This is a genomic window from Sphingomonas piscis (genome assembly GCF_011300455.1).
In the GTDB taxonomy this organism is placed as follows: domain Bacteria; phylum Pseudomonadota; class Alphaproteobacteria; order Sphingomonadales; family Sphingomonadaceae; genus Sphingomicrobium; species Sphingomicrobium piscis.
Map to the genome: position 1 here is coordinate 1,733,416 of NZ_CP049869.1, position 16,266 is coordinate 1,749,681.

Below are 16,266 nucleotides of genomic sequence, written 5' to 3' on the forward strand. Positions count from 1 at the left end.
AGGCGCCTATGGCCGAACCGCTCCTTCCTTTTCCCTGGACAGCACTTCTCCTGGTTATTGCCCTCGCCGGCGTGAACGGCGTGCTGTCGATGAGCGAACTGGCGATCGTTTCCGCGCGTGACGCGCGGCTGAAGGCGATGGTCAAAAACGGCAAAAGAAGCGCGCAGGTCGCGCTTAACCTGGCCGCGGAACCAGGCCGCTTTCTTTCCACCGTTCAGATCGGAATAACCCTGATCGGCGTCCTGAATGGCGTGTTTTCCGGTGCCAAGCTTGGCAACCCGGTCGCACAACGGCTCGTGTTGGCCGGTCTGGACACCGACACCGCCGAGACCTTGGGGATTGGCTTGGTCGTTCTGTTCACCACCTACATTTCGCTTGTGATCGGCGAATTGGTCCCGAAACAATTCGCGCTTCGCTCGCCCGAAGTGATCGCAGTTCTCGTTGCCCGGCCCATGCTTTGGCTGTCCAAGGCCACCGCGCCCTTCGTATGGCTGCTCGACCGGAGCAGCTCCCTGATCTTCCGGGTGCTCGGCCTCAACCGTGAGGCGGAGAATGCCGTCACTGCCGAGGAACTCCACTTGGTAGTGGCCGAGGCGCAGACCGCCGGCGTGCTGGAAGAAAGTGAGCGGGCGATCATCTCAGGCATCGTTCGGCTTGCCGACCGGCCGGTGCGCGAGGTGATGACGCCGCGGACCGATGTCGACTGGATCGATGTGTCGCTGAACGAGGAAGGAATTCGCGCCGCACTCGCGCAAACACCGCACAGCCGAATTCCGGTGGTGGATGGATCGGTCGAGAACATCGTCGGCGTGATCCAGACCCGCGACTTGTTGGACGCAGTGCTGGAAGGGCGCCCGCTCGACCTTCGCGCCCTGTCGCGCGATGCGCCCGTGATCCCCGACCTCATGGACGCCATGGACGCCTTGGCGGTGCTTCGTCAGGCCGACGTTCCGCTAGCGCTCGTTCATGACGAATATGGCCACTTCGACGGGATTGTGACGCCCGGAAGCATCCTCGCCGCGCTCGCAGGTGCCTTCGCCCACGACGTCGACGACGAGACTGATCCGCCGTTGGTGGAACGCGAGGATGGTAGCTGGCTGGTCTCCGGGGCATCGAGCGCCGACCTGCTCGTTGATAGGCTGGGAATGCAGATGCCCGACGACCGGGACTTCTCGACCGTTGCCGGCTTTGCCCTCTCGGTGCTGAAGCGAATTCCTACGGTCGGGGAACGTTTCGATCATGAAGGGTGGCAGTTCGAGGTCGTCGATATGGACGGGCGCAAGATCGACAAAGTGATTGCGCAGCCGCCACGGAGCGGCCGTCGGGATAAAGGGGCCGTCACGGCCGGCATCGAGAGCTGATCAGGCAGCCGCCGCACGCTCCTTCAGCATCTCGGCCAACTCGGCTTCCTCGATCGCACTGCTGAACAGATGACCCTGGGCAAACCGGCAGCCCATCACTTTTAGCAGCTCCAACTGAACCGGCGTCTCCACGCCCTCGGCGACCACGTCGATGGAGATGCTTCGGGCGAGATTGACCACCGCAGCGACAATGGCGGCAATCTCCTCGTCCTCGCTCATCCGCTGAACGAAGCTCATGTCGATCTTCACCTGGTCGACGGGAAAGTCGCGCAGGTGCGACAAGGAGGAGTAACCAGTCCCGAAGTCATCGAGCGAAATGGTAACACCGGCTGCCTTCAATTGGGCGAGAGCCCTCGCAACATATTCGGGGCCATGATCGAGAAGGGCGTGTTCCGTCACCTCGACATCGATCAGGTGCGGCGGAACTCGTTGTTCTTCAAGCACTGCAAGCAATCGTTCCGCATAGTCGTTGCGCAGAAATTCCGCGGGAGCGGCGTTGATCGACACCCGCCCGAATTGAAGTCCACGATCCATCCAAGAGCGCACGTCCTGCGCGCAGCGGCGCTGCATCAGCTCACCTATCTTGGTCGCAAGTTCGTAATCCTTGAAGGCTTCCTGGACGGTCGAGGGAAGCTGAAGCCCCTTGGCCGGGTCGCGCCAGCGTAACAGCGCTTCGAAGCCGACCAGCTTACCGCTGCTCACCTCGATCTTGGGCTGGTAGACGGGAACGACGTTTTGCTCACTGATGGCGCTGCGAGCGCGCCCGAGTTGCGACGCCGCCCTCTCCACACCCGCGAGCATGTAGCGATCGAACATCATGGTTCCGCCGCGTCCCGATCCTTTGAGCGCGTAAAGCGCTGTATCCGCGCTTTTGAACAGGTCGTTGGCGCTGTCGGCGTCTTGAGGGAATAGAGCGCCGCCAATGCTGGCCCCAGTGCTCAACGCGCGGCCGGCAATCGGCACCGGCGCCTGCAATGCCGCGAACATCTTGTGACCAAGCGCGAGCGCATCTTCGCCCGACCGGATGTTTTCAAGAATCACCGCAAACTCATCGCCGCCGACGCGTGCGACGAAGTCGCTGTCGCGGAGCGCGGCCTTGAGGCGGGTCGCGACGGTTTCCAGCACCTCGTCGCCAGCCGCATGACCTAGACTGTCATTGACATGCTTGAAGTGGTCGAGGTCGATCAGCATCAGCCCGAGCGCTTCGCCCGTGATCATCGCCCGCAGCGTCGCTGCCTGCAGCCTGGCCTGGAAGGCCCGCCGATTGGGAAGTGAGGTCAGGGCGTCATGCTCGCTCGCCCACTTCAATTGTTCCGATTTCTCCCGGTCGCTGGTGACGTCGCGGCAGATGGCGAGCAGCCCTTTCACCGTGCCATCCTCGTCGAGCATCGGCGTCAGAACGACGTCCCACCAGCGCGGCGAGCCCTTGGCGGTCGGGCAAAATGACCGAAAGCGGACGGTGTCGCCCTCGCGCGCCCGGGCGAGCGCACCATTGATCATCGTCTTTGACTTGCGCTGCCAGAACTCCGTCCAGTGCTTGCCTCGAATATCGTCGAGCGAATCGATCTCGGCCGCTTTGAGCCCTGGCGCATTGGTATATTCAATCAGGCCCTCGGCACTGAGGATGCAGATGCAATCGGCGCTGGCTTCCAGGATGCCGCGATGGAGCAACTCGCTGCTCTTTAGCGCTTGTGTGGCTTCCACCCTTTCATTGACGTCGGTGCACGACCCGTACCAGCGGCGAACGGCACCCGTATCGTCCAGCTCGGGACGGGCACGCACCGAGGTCCAGCGAAAGGTCTCATCCGGCAGCCTCGCCCGGAACTCCGCCTCGAACGGCTGACCTGTGAGTGTTGCTTCCTGCCAGGCGCTGATTGTTGGACGGCGATCGTCGGGGTGGACGTGCCGGAGCCATCCGCGTCCCAGCAGCGAGCGAGGATCGCCGCCATAAAGTTCGGACCATTGGCGACTCACATAATCGGGGCGACCGCCGGGGCCGACGGACCAGATGATCTCCGGAACATTGTTCAAGGTGTTGATCGCCAAGCGCCGCTTCAGCCGCGCTTCCATTTCCTGTCGTCGCAGCAGCCAGAACAGAGCAATCATCATCCAGCAAGTCGCGATCATTCCGAAGAAGGCTTCGGTGCTGATGATCTGGCGGTCGAACGTGATGCTTTTGATGCGAATATGATGCTGACCCGCTCGGCTGTCGTTGCTGGTGACGAACTCCAGCGCGACGATATTCCCGAACTCGGGACGGAGCTGGTCGGACGGGAGCTTGGCCTTCTCCTTCCACCATTCGGCGACAACGAAGTCGGTAAGCTCGACATGAGCCGTCTGACGGCCAGCCCGCACCGCCACGGTCGACTGGCTGATCATCTCGCCCACCCTCGCGAGAAGGTCTGGACGGCCGTTCGGCCGATTTTTCAAAATGATGCGGAGGAACTCGGCGCGACCCTGATATTCCAGGTCGATGTTCATGGTGCCAAAACCGGACAGGTCGATTCCCTGACCCTTGTGCGCAGTATCGAACAACAGTCCGAAACCGCAGAACGGGTAGGCGTAGGCGCCCGGCAGGGAGCAAGCCCACCCAAGCCCCTCTTGAGGCACGATCTTCGAATGGCCGCCGCGCAGGGCGTCGTTGTAGGCGTAAGGGTAGAAGAGAGTGCCCGAGTCCTTCGGACCGATGGCAACGGTCTGGGTGGTGAGCTGATCGCGGCAGCTGACGGCGGTAACCGTCATTATGAGGCCCAGGACTACCAGCCATTCGAGCGCGTGGGCGCGCATCCGCTGGATTGCCTTGCGAGCAGAGACGAGAACTCGTGGGTAATGCGGGCCGAAGCGGGCGCGTGTCATGGGTTCAGCCGCAACCTGCGGCTGATGATTTTCCCCCGGACGCCCAGTGTGACTCCTTCCATCGACCTCAATCTCAACGCTTGCCGCCCCCACAGCCGCGATGAGATTGGGTTATTTGGCGCGAGTTAATGCTTTGTTACCGCGCCTCATGAAAAGCTACGAGGGGCGCAGATTTCCGAATTGCTCGCGGAAACCGTCCACGTCGCCGCTCGCCAGAAATCGTGCCTGGTCGCGCACGCGGTCGCGCTGAAGTCGCCCGCGAAAGGTACCGAGCTTCTCGTCCAACGACGCCAGCTGCGCGTCGTCAAGCTCGGCAACGTCGGCAAAGCTGTGCAGGCCGTGCGCGTGCAGTAATTGGGCGAGCTTTGGACCAACGCCCTTCATCCGCTGAAAGTCGTCTGCGTCGGCTGGCGTTGCAGCCGAGACCGTGCCCGCTGGCGGCGGAGCAAGCGGCGATACATTTCTTGAAGCGACGTGCGGTCTAAGCGGCGTCTCGTCGCTAAGGCGTACCTTTTGCCGCGGGCGAAAGAGAAGAAAGCCTAGGATGACGCCGATCAGGACGGCGACAATGACGAAAGGCAGATAGTCGGGGTTCAGGAGATCCATCACCAGTTCCAGTAAGAATTGACGCGTCGGCGCAGCTCGACGATCCACGAGAAGAAGAGACCCACGGCGAATGCCGCAAGGCTCAGCAGCGCCGCCTCAACGAACAATGGCAGGTCGAACCCGCGAGCCTGATCGTTCCACCGAACCCGGCTAACACCTGGAAGCTCTCGAAACAGGCGGACGAAGCCGTCCTTCTGGAACTCATTGGCGGACCCTGAGACGATCAGGGTCCGGCTGAGCGGGGTGCGGCCGAGCTTGGCCGTAAACTCCGGCGTGTCGACGCGCTTCAGCTCGTCGGCGGCCGCTGTCTCCACCTTGCCCGCAAACCTGCTTCCGCCACCCAGCGGCCAGTGCCAGGCGGCGACGAGAAACAGCGCGGCCGCCCCTCCGATCCCGAGCATTTTCCTTTTCTGGTGCCGGTAAGCGAGATTAGCCGCAGCAACGTCGGCCGCCGACAATTCGTCCGACAGCTTTCGCTGGCGAAACCCGACGCGGCCGGCCAGAATGCCGACGATAAGGGTCGCGAGAACCACCGGCCAGTAGACTGTCCATAGCACCGTCATTCAGGCGCTCTCCCGCTGAAGTTCGCGCCAGCCGATGTCGCGCCGGCAGAAGCCCTGATCATAGCGGACCTCATCAACCCCGCGGTAGGCACGGGCTCGCGCCTCGGCGAAGCTGTCGGCAACCGCAGTTACCGCAAGCACCCGCCCGCCGCTCGCGACCAGTTCACCCCCCGACAATGACGTGCCGGCCTGGAAAACGGTGACGCCCTCGATCCGCTCGGCCTCCTCCAGGCCCGCGATGCCGCCGCCGGGGGCAGGCGTGCCCGGATAGCCGTCGGCGGCGATGACGACCGTAACGGCATGTTGCTTGGACAAGGCGGGCGGCGGAGCCTGATGCAGCCGACCCGTGGCGGTGGCGAGCAACAAGGCGGCAAGATCGCCTTCGACCAACGGCATGATCGCCTGGCACTCGGGATCGCCGAACCGAACGTTATATTCGATGAGCTTGGGCCCTTCGTCGGTCAGCATAAGGCCGGCGTACAGAATTCCCGAGAATGGTGTTCCCGCCGCCACCATCGCCCGAGCCGTCGGCCTGACGACCTCTTCAATGGCGCGACGCTCAAGCGCCGGGCTAAGCACTGGAGCAGGGGCATAAGCGCCCATCCCGCCGGTGTTGGGACCCGTGTCGCCTTCGCCGACCCGCTTATGGTCCTGCGCCGATGCCAGCGGAACCACGACCTCGCCATCGACCAGCGCGAACAGGCTGGCTTCTTCGCCTTGCAGGAATTCCTCGATGACCATTGGCCCGTCGCCGGCGCGGCGGATCGCTTGCTCCGCCTCCTCGCGACTCGCAGCCACGGTCACGCCCTTCCCGGCAGCAAGACCATCGGCCTTGACGACCACCGGGGCACAGAAAGATTCCAGGGCGGCGAGCGCGTCGGAGACCCGTTCAACCCGCACATAATCGGCGGTTGGGATCCCGTTCGCTTTGCAAAGATCCTTGGTGAAGCCCTTGGACCCCTCGAGCTGGGCCGCTGCGGAGCTTGGTCCGAACACGGCAAACCCTGACGCGCGAAGGCGGTCGGAAACTCCGGCCACCAGCGGCGCCTCCGGCCCGATCACGACCAGGTCGGCAGCAATCTGGTTCGCGAGTGTTTCAACCGCTTGCGGATCGCACGGATCGACAGCAACGCATTCCGCCCAGCGCGCAATGCCCGGATTGCCAGGCGCGGCGACAAGACGGTCGCAACTGGGCGATTGCCTCAGCCGCCACGCCAGCGCATCTTCCCGTCCGCCCGAGCCCAGAAGCAGGATGTTCATGAATTTTCCCGACAGTGATCGCGCTGGCCTGTTAGCGGACGTGCCGCCCGGCGACAATTCGCCGCCGATGAGCGTCGGTGAGCTATCGGGCGCGCTGAAGCGGACCGTCGAGGCCGCGTTCGACAAAGTGCGCGTCCGGGGCGAGATCAGCGGGTTCAAGCGCCATGCGTCGGGCCACTGCTACTTCACGCTGAAGGATGACGCTGCCTGTATCGATGCCGTGATCTGGCGCGGCAACGCCGGCACGCTCGCCTTCCGACCGGAAGATGGCGCCGAGGTCATCGCGACCGGCAAGCTGACAACCTACCCGGGCCGTTCCAAATATCAGATCGTCATCGACCGGATGGAGCTTGCCGGAGAGGGGGCGCTGATGGCGCTGCTGGAGCGCCGGCGCAGAGCCTTGGCCGAACAAGGGCTGTTCGACGTCGCGCGCAAGCGGTCGTTGCCGTTCCTGCCGCGTGTGATCGGCGTTGTGACATCACCAACGGGCGCCGTGATCCGCGACATCCTCCACCGGCTGGAGGATCGTTGTCCAACACGGGTAATCGTCTGGCCGGTGCCTGTCCAAGGCGAAGGCGCAGCCGCGAAGGTGGCGGCGGCAATCCGCGGCTTTGCGGAGTTTGCACCGGGCGGCGACCTGCCACGCCCTGACCTGTTGATCGTTGCTCGTGGCGGTGGGTCGATCGAGGATCTCTGGGCGTTCAACGAAGAAGAGGTGGTCCGCGCCGCAGCGGAGTCTCCGATACCCCTGATTTCCGCCGTCGGGCACGAAACGGACACCACTTTAATCGATCATGCATCAGACCGGCGTGCACCAACGCCGACGGCCGCCGCCGAGATGGCCGTGCCGGTCCGGGCCGAACTCCTGGCGCAGCTCGCCGACCTGCAGCATCGCGGACGGTCATGCCTTTCGCGACACGTCGATCGTTCGCGCGAGCGCTTGGCGCTCACCGCGTGCCGCTGGCCCGAGCCGTCCGATCTCTTCGCTCCCGCCGCTCAGCGCGTGGACGAGCTTGGTGAGCGCTTGCCGCGCGCCCTGTCGGCGAGGGCAGGTCATGCACGGGCAGATTTGGCAGGAGTGGCGCCGCGCCTCCGCCATCAATTGTTGCTCGACCGGGTCACGCGAGGGCATGAACGGCTAGGCGCAATGTGGGCCATGGCCGAGCTTGCTCATCCCGAGCGGCCGCTAAGGCGCGGGTTCGTCCGGGTGACCGACGGCGCCGGCGCAACCGTGACCGCCGCCGCAGCCGCCCGCACATCGGGGAGCCTCAGCCTTCACTTCGCCGACGGTGCGGTTCAGGCGACGGTAGAAGGGGAGGCTCGTCCCGCCCGTCTTGAGCGAACCCGGGCGAAACCCTATGTCGCGCCGCAGCCCGGACTGTTCGACGGCGCGGAGGAGTAGACCATGTTGATGACTGGAGCGGGGAGGGAGGCTAAGCTGCACTATCTCGCCGGCACTTTTCGCGTGCTCTCCTCCGGCGATCATGTCGTCTGCGCTGTTAGCGGTCGCCGCATTCCGCTTCAGGAACTACGCTACTGGAGTGTTGCGCGGCAGGAACCATATGCCGATGCCGCCGCCAGTCTGAGGGCCGAGCAAGCCGCTTCCGGGGAATAAAAAAACCTGCCGCGGCAGGCCCTTAGAAAACAAAATGGGATCCCAAACGCACCTGTGTTTTTGATGACACAGGTCGACTGTCATTTTGTTCAGAAGTGTTACCGCTCGATTGCACCTGCAGCAATTTTCGGAATACGGACATCCATTGCCATTCGCCACTTATGGCGGTTGGTGTCTGATGGCGTCGGCCCCCCGACGCCAGCATGAGGGGAACGACATGAAGAAATCCATCCTTCGCGCCAGCTCCGCACTCCGTGCGGTGGCGTTTATCGGCGCGGGTGCAACTACGGCGTTTATTGCCGCCACGCCCGCGGCTGCTCAGCAGGACTACACTCGCGGCTCCATTGAAGGCCGCGTCACGAACGAAGCTGGCCAGCCTCTTAGCGGCGCGACGGTTACGCTGCGCTCCAACGAGCAGGGCTTTGGACGCACCGTCACCGCTGGCGCCGACGGTCGCTTTCAGTTCAACCAGCTGCCGACCGGCTCGTACACCGTTACGATTCGCGGATCTGCCGGTGAGATCGTCAACGATCCTGCCGTCAACGTTGTCGCGGGTAAGTCCTCGAACTTCGAGTACACCGCCGTTGCAGGTAACACTGGAGCTGTTGAAGGCGAAGCGACTCCGGAAGCTACCGCTGGTGGCGGCGGCTCCATCGTCGTCACCGGCCGTCGTCGCCAGGTCAACGACCTCGGCTCGACCACGACCGGCCTCAGCATCGACGTGGCTCGCCTCGTCGAGAACGTTCCCGTTCCCCGCACCCAGAGCGGCCTGATCCTGCTCGCTCCGGGCACCAACTCCGGCGACGCCCAGTTCGCGGACTGCACCGACTGCGTCAGCTTCGGCGGCGCAACGATCGCCGAGAACAGCTATTACGTGAACGGCCTCAACACCACCAACTTCCGCACCATGGTTGGCAACAGCCTGGTGCCGTTCGAGTTCTACCGTACCTTTGACGTCCGTACGGGCGGCTGGACGGCAGAATTCGGCCGCGCGCTTGGTGGCGTGACTTCCGCCGTTACAAAGTCCGGTTCCAACAACTTTGAGACTGGTGCGGTCATTACGTACAACCCCAGCTGGGGCTACTCGCACGCGCCGAACACCTTCCTGAACACGAATGGTGATCTCAAGCAGCGCAACGACAACGACTTTGACGAAAACGTCACCGCGAACTTCTATGCTTCGGGTGCGATCATCAGGGACCGCCTGTTCTTCTACGGCCTCTTCTCGCCGCGCTACGATCGCCAGGACGACACCAGCGTTTCCGGTGGTTTCCGCTTCAAGTCGAAGTCCACGACGCCATTCTACGGCTTCAAGCTCGACGCGATTCCGATCGACGGTCACCGTCTCGAAGGAACGATGTGGTCGGACGACCGCACCATCTACACCGACTACCTTCCGGTTGACAGCGATGGCGTGGTCACGGGCGCCAGCATCGGCCGTGAGAAGAACCGAATCGGCGGCAAGAACTGGATTGGTCAATACACCGGCCAGTTCACCGACTTCTTCACTCTGTCGCTTCTTTATGGTCGCAACAACTATCGTCGTCAGGACGTCGTCAGCGGATCGCCCGTTCCGATTCTGCAGTCGACCCTTCTCGGTACCCTGACCACGGCTCCGGGTTCGGGCGTGCCGATTGCTCCGACCGACGGCAAGGATCGTCGTACGGTGTATCGTGCCGACGCGGACGTCTACGTCAACGCGCTCGGCCGTCACCACTTCCGGTTCGGTGTGGACCAGGAGAACTTGGAGTCGGAGGAGAACACCTTCTACACCGGTGATCGCATCTATCGTTTCACGCCGACGTACATTCGCACTCGTACCTACCTCAACCAGGGCGGGTTCGAATCGAAGCAGCGCGCTTACTACATCCAGGACAGCTGGGACCTCTTCAACGAGCGCCTCAACCTGAACCTGGGTCTGCGCAACGACAACTATAAGAACTACAGCATCGAAGGCATCAAGTTTATCGAGATGAAGAACCAGTGGGCTCCGCGCCTGGGTGCTTCGTTCGACGTCTTTGGTGACAAGAACACCAAGATCAACGCGTTCTACGGCAAGTACTATCTTGGCGTTCCGACGAACACGAACATTCGTCTTGGCGGCGCTGAGACCTTCTACGAGCAGCGCTTCAATTACGCGACTGGTGTAAGTGGTGCGGTGTTCGATCCGGAGACGGGCATCCCGATCGGTCAGGGCTTCGATAACAACGGAGCTCCGCTACTCGGCACTGTCCGCGCGGGTTCGGCCTGTCCCCGTTCGGACCTGGCGCAGGCTCCACCTGCCAGACGGTCTTCTCTGATGGTTCCGCAGGACCGACTGACACGCTTGTTGCTGAAGATCTGAAGCCGATGTTCCAGAACGAGTTCATCTTCGGTGTTACGCACCGGATGGACGACTGGACCTTTGGTGTTCGCCACATCCGCCGTAACCTCAAGAGTGCTCTGGAAGACGTCGCCATCGACGCCGCCGTGCTCGAATATTGCGATCGCGAAGGCATCGCCGGCTGCGAAGACGTGTTCTACGGCTTCCACCAGTATGTGCTCGCCAATCCGGGTTCGGACATCACCGTCCGTCTCGATGGCGATTGCTCGGTGGACCCGCGTCAGTGCGAAGTGGTCACCCTCTCGGCTGACGACCTTGGCTATCCGAAGCCGGTTCGTAAGTACCGCGCGCTCGAGTTCCTCGTGAACAAGGCGTTCAACGGCCGCTATGGCTTCGACTTCAGCTACACCTGGCAGAAGGTTCGTGGTAACTACGAAGGCAGCGTCAAATCCGACAACAACCAGGACGACGCCGGCCTGACGCAGGACTTCGACCAGCCCGGTCTGACCGACGGTGCCTACGGCATCCTGGCCAACGAGCGGAAGCACACCTTCAAGTTCTTCGGTTCGTACAAGCCGACGGATTGGTTGACACTCGGAACGAACATCACCGTTCAGTCCCCGCGTAACTTCTCCTGTATCGGTGTTCACCCGACGGACGTGTTCGCTCAGGGCTACAGCGCGGCATCGTTCTTCTGCGCCAATCCGCTCGGCAACGGCGGTTCGACGGACAGTGTTCAGGTTAACCGGGGTACCGCATTCAAGGGCCGCTGGTTCAAGAATGTGGACTTGGGTGCACAGTTCCAGCTGCCGGGGGCGCTCAGCCGCTCGTCGATCCGCGTCGATGTGTTCAACGTCTTCAACATGAAGTCGAAGCTCGACTTCGTTGAATTCGGCGAGAACGACGACGGTTCGCTCCGTGACGACTACCGCCTGGTGACCGGATATCAGGCTCCGCGGTCACTTCGCTTCACCTTGGCCCTGCGCTTCGGTGGTGCCTCGTCGGCTCCGGCGCCGGTTGTGGAAGCTCCGCTTCCGCCGGCACCTCCGGCGACGCAGACCTGCTCGGACGGGTCGGTGATCGACGCTACGGCAGTCTGCCCGGTTCCGGCTCCGCCGGCTCCGCCGGCAGCCGAGCCGGCTGGCGAGCGCGGCTAAGCAGCCAACGCGAAAAGAGGGGGAGGCAGGTCAACCTGCCTCCCCTTTTTCGTTTCTGAAACAATGGTGGTGAAATCCAACCCGCTCGAGTCACTTCGCGCCGCCCTGGTTTCCAGGAACCGTGAGCAGGTCAACTGCGCGGCCGGGGCGCTGATCAACGAACGGGCCGTGCTTGGCCGCACCTGGCAAAGCATCGCAGCCGCCCTGATCGCCAACGGGGAGTGCGGGCTTGCTATCAGCGCCGCCGATCGTCTGGTTGCGGATTTGGGAGGCGATTATTCGAGCCGTTACGCGGCGGCATATGTTCGATATCAGTGCGGCCGCGCGACCGATGCATGGGCGATCCTGACCCAGGCCGCGTCATTCGGCGGTCCGAGTGGCCGGACGGAGCAGCTGTCGTACCTCAATTTCCGCGCTTCCCTTGCGCTACTTATCGGCGAAAAGGCGGAGGCTCGGCGGAGCGCTCAGGAGGCGCTTTCAATCGATCCGCGTTCCGGCCAAGCATGGCTGAGCTTGAGCGAAGTGGCGGATTTTCGCGGGCCTGACTCGGCGGCGGCGGAGCAGCTTGAGAGTGCCTATCGCGCGGGCGCTTCTGCACCTGCAGAATCGGTCATGCTGCGCCAGGCCGCAGGGCGTGCTCGCCATCAGTTGAAAGCATTCGTTTCTGCGTTCGAGGCATTCAAGGCGGCTGCCGATGACCAGATTCGAAGGATCGGAAGCGTGCCTCGACGCCGTGACCTCGTCGGCATATCAACCGGCTTCACGCCCGAACTGATTGGCACGGTGGCTGACCGCATCCACGTTCCGCATGACCGTGCGATTTTCGTCACCGGCTTGCCGCGGTCGGGCACCACGCTGGTTGAACAGATCCTCACCAGCCATTCCTCGGTCAACAACGGGGAGGAACTCGGCTTCTTCCGTATCATCGGCGAAGAGATCGGCGGGATTGACGCGGCGAGCTTCGTCCGATGGCTCGAACGCGGAAACGACCCCAACGATCTCGTTCGGCTTTACATGCATCTTGCGTCCGAGCGCTTCGGACCGGAGGGCCGCTTCGTGGACAAGACGGTGGAGGCGGGCAATTACATGGGCCTGCTGCTTGCCTTGTTTCCACATGCTCCGAAATTCTGGCTCCGGCGCGATCCCGCCGATAACGGATGGTCCGCGTTCCGGACCATGTTCGCCAAAGGTGTGACCTGGAGTTGGGACCTGGGAGACATCGGTCATCGGCTGTCGCAGGAGGACCGCATTGCCGAATATTGGACCGCCGCTTCCGGTTCGATCAGCTTCGTGGACTATGCAGGACTAGTACGCGAACCACAGCGGCAGATCCCGCTGATCGCAGGCGCGGCCGGCCTCGACTTACAGCCATCGATGTTGAGCCCACATGAAACGCGCCGGACTGTTTCCAGCGCGAGCGTGAACCAGGTTCGTCAGCCCATCAATCTTGAAGGTCTGGGAGTGGCCGATCCGTACCGGAAATGGCTCGGGCCGATGATCGAAGCCTACACGGGCTGACAGTCAGGACGGGTTCACGCCGCAAGCTCCATGACAGAAGGATGATCAGCCGACTCACCCTCGCCGCCAGCACAGCCTTGTTGTGCGCCGTCCCCGCCACGTCTCAGCCACTGCCCCCGCAAGCCGCCATCCATCACGCCAACAACGGCGGTATTCGCGACTGGTATGCATCAAACGACGCGGGTCTTTACCTGCGCGACCGAACCAACCGCTGGTATTATGCGCAATTCACCCATCGTTGCCCCGGCGTTCTCGATGGCATGACGGTCCTGTTCGATACGCACGGCGACCATCGTTTCGATCGTTCGTCAACCGTTCGCACCAAAACGATGACCTGCGCGGTTCGCAGTCTCGTCCGGACTCAAGCGCCCGCTGAAAAGGGCGGGCGACACAACAACATCCGCTAAGCCGCTTCGCGATTGGGCTGGGCGGGCGCGATGACGAGGGCGCCATCGCCCTCGTCGACACGTACCGTTGAACCGTCGGCGATCTCGCCGGCCAGGATCTTGTCGGCCAGCGGGTCCTGCAGATGCTTTTGCACCGCGCGCTTGAGCGGCCGGGCGCCGTAGACGGGATCGTAGCCGACCCGGCCCAGCCAGGCGCGGGCGCCTTCCGTCAGCTCCAGCCGGATCTTGCGGTCCTCCAGCAGCTTGCCAAGTCGGGCCACCTGAATGTCGACGATCGGCGCCATGTGCGAAGCCGAGAGGCGATGGAACAGGATGACCTCGTCCAACCGGTTGAGGAACTCCGGCCGGAAATGGCTCCGCACCACCTCCATGACCTGCGGCTCGACCTTCGACACGTCCTCGTCCTCGCCGACTGCGGCAAGAAATTGCGAGCCGAGGTTCGACGTCAGGATGATGAGCGTGTTGGTGAAGTCTACCGTTCGGCCCTGACCGTCGGTCAGGCGGCCGTCGTCCAGCACCTGGAGCAGCACGTTGAAGACGTCGCCGTGCGCTTTTTCGACCTCGTCGAATAGCACGACCTGGTAGGGCCGCCGCCGCACCGCTTCGGTGAGCACGCCGCCCTCTTCGTAGCCGACATAGCCGGGAGGGGCGCCGATCAGCCGCGCGACCGCATGCTTCTCCATGAACTCGGACATGTCGATGCGGACCATGGCCGCGGAGTCGTCGAACAGGAACTCGGCGAGCGCCTTAGTCAGCTCGGTCTTGCCGACGCCGGTCGGCCCCAAGAACAGGAAGGAACCGAGCGGACGGTTGGGGTCCTGCAAGCCGGCGCGCGCGCGGCGGACGGCGGCGGAGACGGCCTTCACCGCATCCTCCTGCCCGATGACCCGCTTGCCGATCAGCTGCTCCATCTGCAGCAATTTCTCGCGCTCGCCCGCGAGCATCCGCTCGACCGGAATGCCGGTCCAACGGGCGACCACCGCGGCGATGTCCTGATCCGTCACTTCTTCGCGCAACATGGCGTGCTGGGTGGCGGTGCGGGCTTCCTCCAGCTGCTTTTCGAGCTGCGGGATCCGGCCATATTGCAGCTCGCCCGCCTTCGCGAGGTCGCCGCTCCGCTGAGCCTGATCCAGCTCGATGCGCGCCTGGTCCAGCTGCTCCTGCACCTTGGAGGCGGCGTTGATCTTTTCCTTTTCGCTCTGCCATCGGGTGGTCAGTTCGCTCGACTGTTGCTCAAGATTGGCAAGCTCGCCCTCCAGCGCGGTCAGCCGGTCGCGGGAGGCCTGATCCTTCTCCTTGCGGAGCGCCTCGCGCTCGATCTTGAGTTGAATTATGCGCCGGTCGAGATTCTCGATTTCCTCGGGCTTGCTCTCCACTTCCATGCGGATCCGACTCGCCGCCTCGTCCATCAGGTCAATCGCCTTGTCGGGCAGGAACCGGTCGGAAATGTAGCGGTTGCTGAGCGTCGCAGCGGCAACGATCGCCGGGTCGGTGATCGTGATCCCGTGGTGAAGCTCATACTTCTCCTTCAACCCGCGGAGGATCGATATGGTGTCTTCCACCGTCGGTTCGCCCACGAACACCGGCTGGAAGCGCCGCTCCAGCGCCGCATCCTTTTCGACATGCTTGCGATATTCCTCGAGCGTGGTCGCGCCGATGCAGTGGAGTTGGCCCCGTGCCAAGGCGGGCTTCAGCAGGTTGGACGCATCCATTGCGCCCTCGCTCTTCCCGGCGCCTACGAGCGTGTGCATTTCATCGATGAACAGGATGATGTCGCCCGCGGCCTGCTTCACCTCGTCCAGAACGCCCTTGAGGCGCTCCTCGAACTCGCCGCGATACTTCGCGCCGGCGATGAGCGCCCCCATGTCGAGGCTGAGCAAACGGCGATCCTTGATCCCGTCGGGCACGTCGCCGTTGGCGATCCGCAGCGCTAATCCTTCCGCGATGGCGGTCTTGCCGACGCCGGGCTCACCGATCAGCACCGGATTATTCTTGGTGCGGCGGGCGAGTACCTGGACGGTCCGGCGGATTTCCTCGTCGCGGCCGATGACCGGATCGAGCTTGCCGGCGCGCGCCGCCTCCGTGAGGTCGCGCGCATATTTCTTTAACGCATCATAGCGGTCCTCGGCGCCCTGGGTGTCGGCGCTGCGACCGCCGCGCAGCCGGTCGATTGCAGTGTTCAGATTCTGCGGAGTCAGGCCAGCGCGGGCCAGCGCATCGCCGACGTCACTGCCCTTGGCCAGCGCGAACGCGAGCAGGATCCGTTCGACGGTGACGAAGCTGTCGCCCGCCTTTTTCGCGACCTGCTCGGCCTGATCGAGAATGCGCATCGTGTCGCCGTCCAGACCTGGTGCGGACGTCGCGCCGCTGCCGGTCACCGACGGAATTTTCGCGACCAGCGCGTCCACTTCGCGCTGCGCCGTCTTTGCATCGCCGCCCGCCGCCTGAATCAGGCCAGCGGCCAGGCCCTGCTCGTCATCGAGCAGCGCCTTCAGCAAATGCGCGGGCGCGATCCGCTGATGATGTTCGCGCACCGCGATGGTTTGCGCCGCCTGCAAGAAGCCGCGGGCGCGGTCGGTCAGCTTTTCCAAATCCATTCA

12 protein-coding genes are annotated in these 16,266 nt (G+C 63.2%); 7 read left to right on the plus strand and 5 right to left on the minus strand.

The genetic code is table 11. From position 1 onward, the window contains the following. Nucleotides 1–8 precede the first annotated feature (8 nt). Nucleotides 9–1,361: a hemolysin family protein gene (locus G7077_RS08745; protein ID WP_166411364.1), complete on the plus strand. Its 1,353-nt coding sequence runs from the start codon at nt 9–11 to the stop codon at nt 1,359–1,361. On the opposite strand, the gene G7077_RS08750 is transcribed toward G7077_RS08745, so the two are convergent. The 4 genes from G7077_RS08750 to purD form a co-directional block, all read right to left on the minus strand. Further along, nucleotides 1,362–4,217: a putative bifunctional diguanylate cyclase/phosphodiesterase gene (locus G7077_RS08750; RefSeq protein ID WP_166411365.1), complete on the minus strand. Its 2,856-nt coding sequence runs from the start codon at nt 4,215–4,217 to the stop codon at nt 1,362–1,364. Nucleotides 4,218–4,373: 156 nt separating this feature from the next. After that, nucleotides 4,374–4,823 carry a helix-hairpin-helix domain-containing protein gene (locus tag G7077_RS08755; protein ID WP_166411366.1) on the minus strand — a complete coding sequence of 150 codons (450 nt, stop codon included), beginning with the start codon at nt 4,821–4,823 and terminating at the stop codon, nt 4,374–4,376. Beyond that, nucleotides 4,823–5,386, minus strand: coding sequence for a hypothetical protein (locus G7077_RS08760; RefSeq protein WP_166411367.1), 564 nt, complete (start codon nt 5,384–5,386; stop codon nt 4,823–4,825). The genes G7077_RS08755 and G7077_RS08760 overlap by 1 nt, the downstream gene beginning before the upstream one ends. Further along, nucleotides 5,387–6,646 (minus strand): phosphoribosylamine--glycine ligase, encoded by a 1,260-nt coding sequence (gene purD / locus G7077_RS08765; protein WP_166411368.1) that lies wholly within the window; start codon nt 6,644–6,646, stop codon nt 5,387–5,389. Between purD and xseA the strand changes: the two genes are divergently transcribed. From xseA to G7077_RS08790, 6 genes are all read left to right on the plus strand, one after another. Beyond that, the gene (gene xseA, locus G7077_RS08770) at nt 6,639–8,048 is read left to right on the plus strand and encodes an exodeoxyribonuclease VII large subunit (RefSeq protein ID WP_166411369.1); all 1,410 of its coding nucleotides are present in this window, start codon (nt 6,639–6,641) and stop codon (nt 8,046–8,048) included. The two genes, purD and xseA, sit on opposite strands and share 8 nt — an antisense overlap. Before the next feature lie 3 nt (nt 8,049–8,051). Beyond that, on the plus strand, nt 8,052–8,261 hold the full coding sequence (locus G7077_RS08775; protein ID WP_166411370.1) for a DUF2093 domain-containing protein: 210 nt from the start codon (nt 8,052–8,054) through the stop codon (nt 8,259–8,261). A 217-nt stretch (nt 8,262–8,478) separates the two neighbouring features. After that, nucleotides 8,479–10,605: a TonB-dependent receptor gene (locus tag G7077_RS08780; RefSeq protein ID WP_246167118.1), complete on the plus strand. Its 2,127-nt coding sequence runs from the start codon at nt 8,479–8,481 to the stop codon at nt 10,603–10,605. A 5-nt stretch (nt 10,606–10,610) separates the two neighbouring features. Next, nucleotides 10,611–11,741, plus strand: coding sequence for a hypothetical protein (locus G7077_RS14195; protein ID WP_246167119.1), 1,131 nt, complete (start codon nt 10,611–10,613; stop codon nt 11,739–11,741). A 69-nt stretch (nt 11,742–11,810) separates the two neighbouring features. Further along, complete coding sequence (locus G7077_RS08785; RefSeq protein ID WP_166411371.1) at nt 11,811–13,259, plus strand: tetratricopeptide repeat-containing sulfotransferase family protein; 1,449 nt, start codon at nt 11,811–11,813, stop codon at nt 13,257–13,259. 41 nt (nt 13,260–13,300) lie between these two features. Beyond that, nucleotides 13,301–13,666 (plus strand): DUF6491 family protein, encoded by a 366-nt coding sequence (locus tag G7077_RS08790; RefSeq protein WP_166411372.1) that lies wholly within the window; start codon nt 13,301–13,303, stop codon nt 13,664–13,666. Here G7077_RS08790 and clpB read toward each other — a convergent pair. Next, the gene (gene clpB / locus G7077_RS08795) at nt 13,663–16,263 is read right to left on the minus strand and encodes an ATP-dependent chaperone ClpB (protein ID WP_166411373.1); all 2,601 of its coding nucleotides are present in this window, start codon (nt 16,261–16,263) and stop codon (nt 13,663–13,665) included. The two genes, G7077_RS08790 and clpB, sit on opposite strands and share 4 nt — an antisense overlap. Nucleotides 16,264–16,266 lie beyond the last annotated feature (3 nt).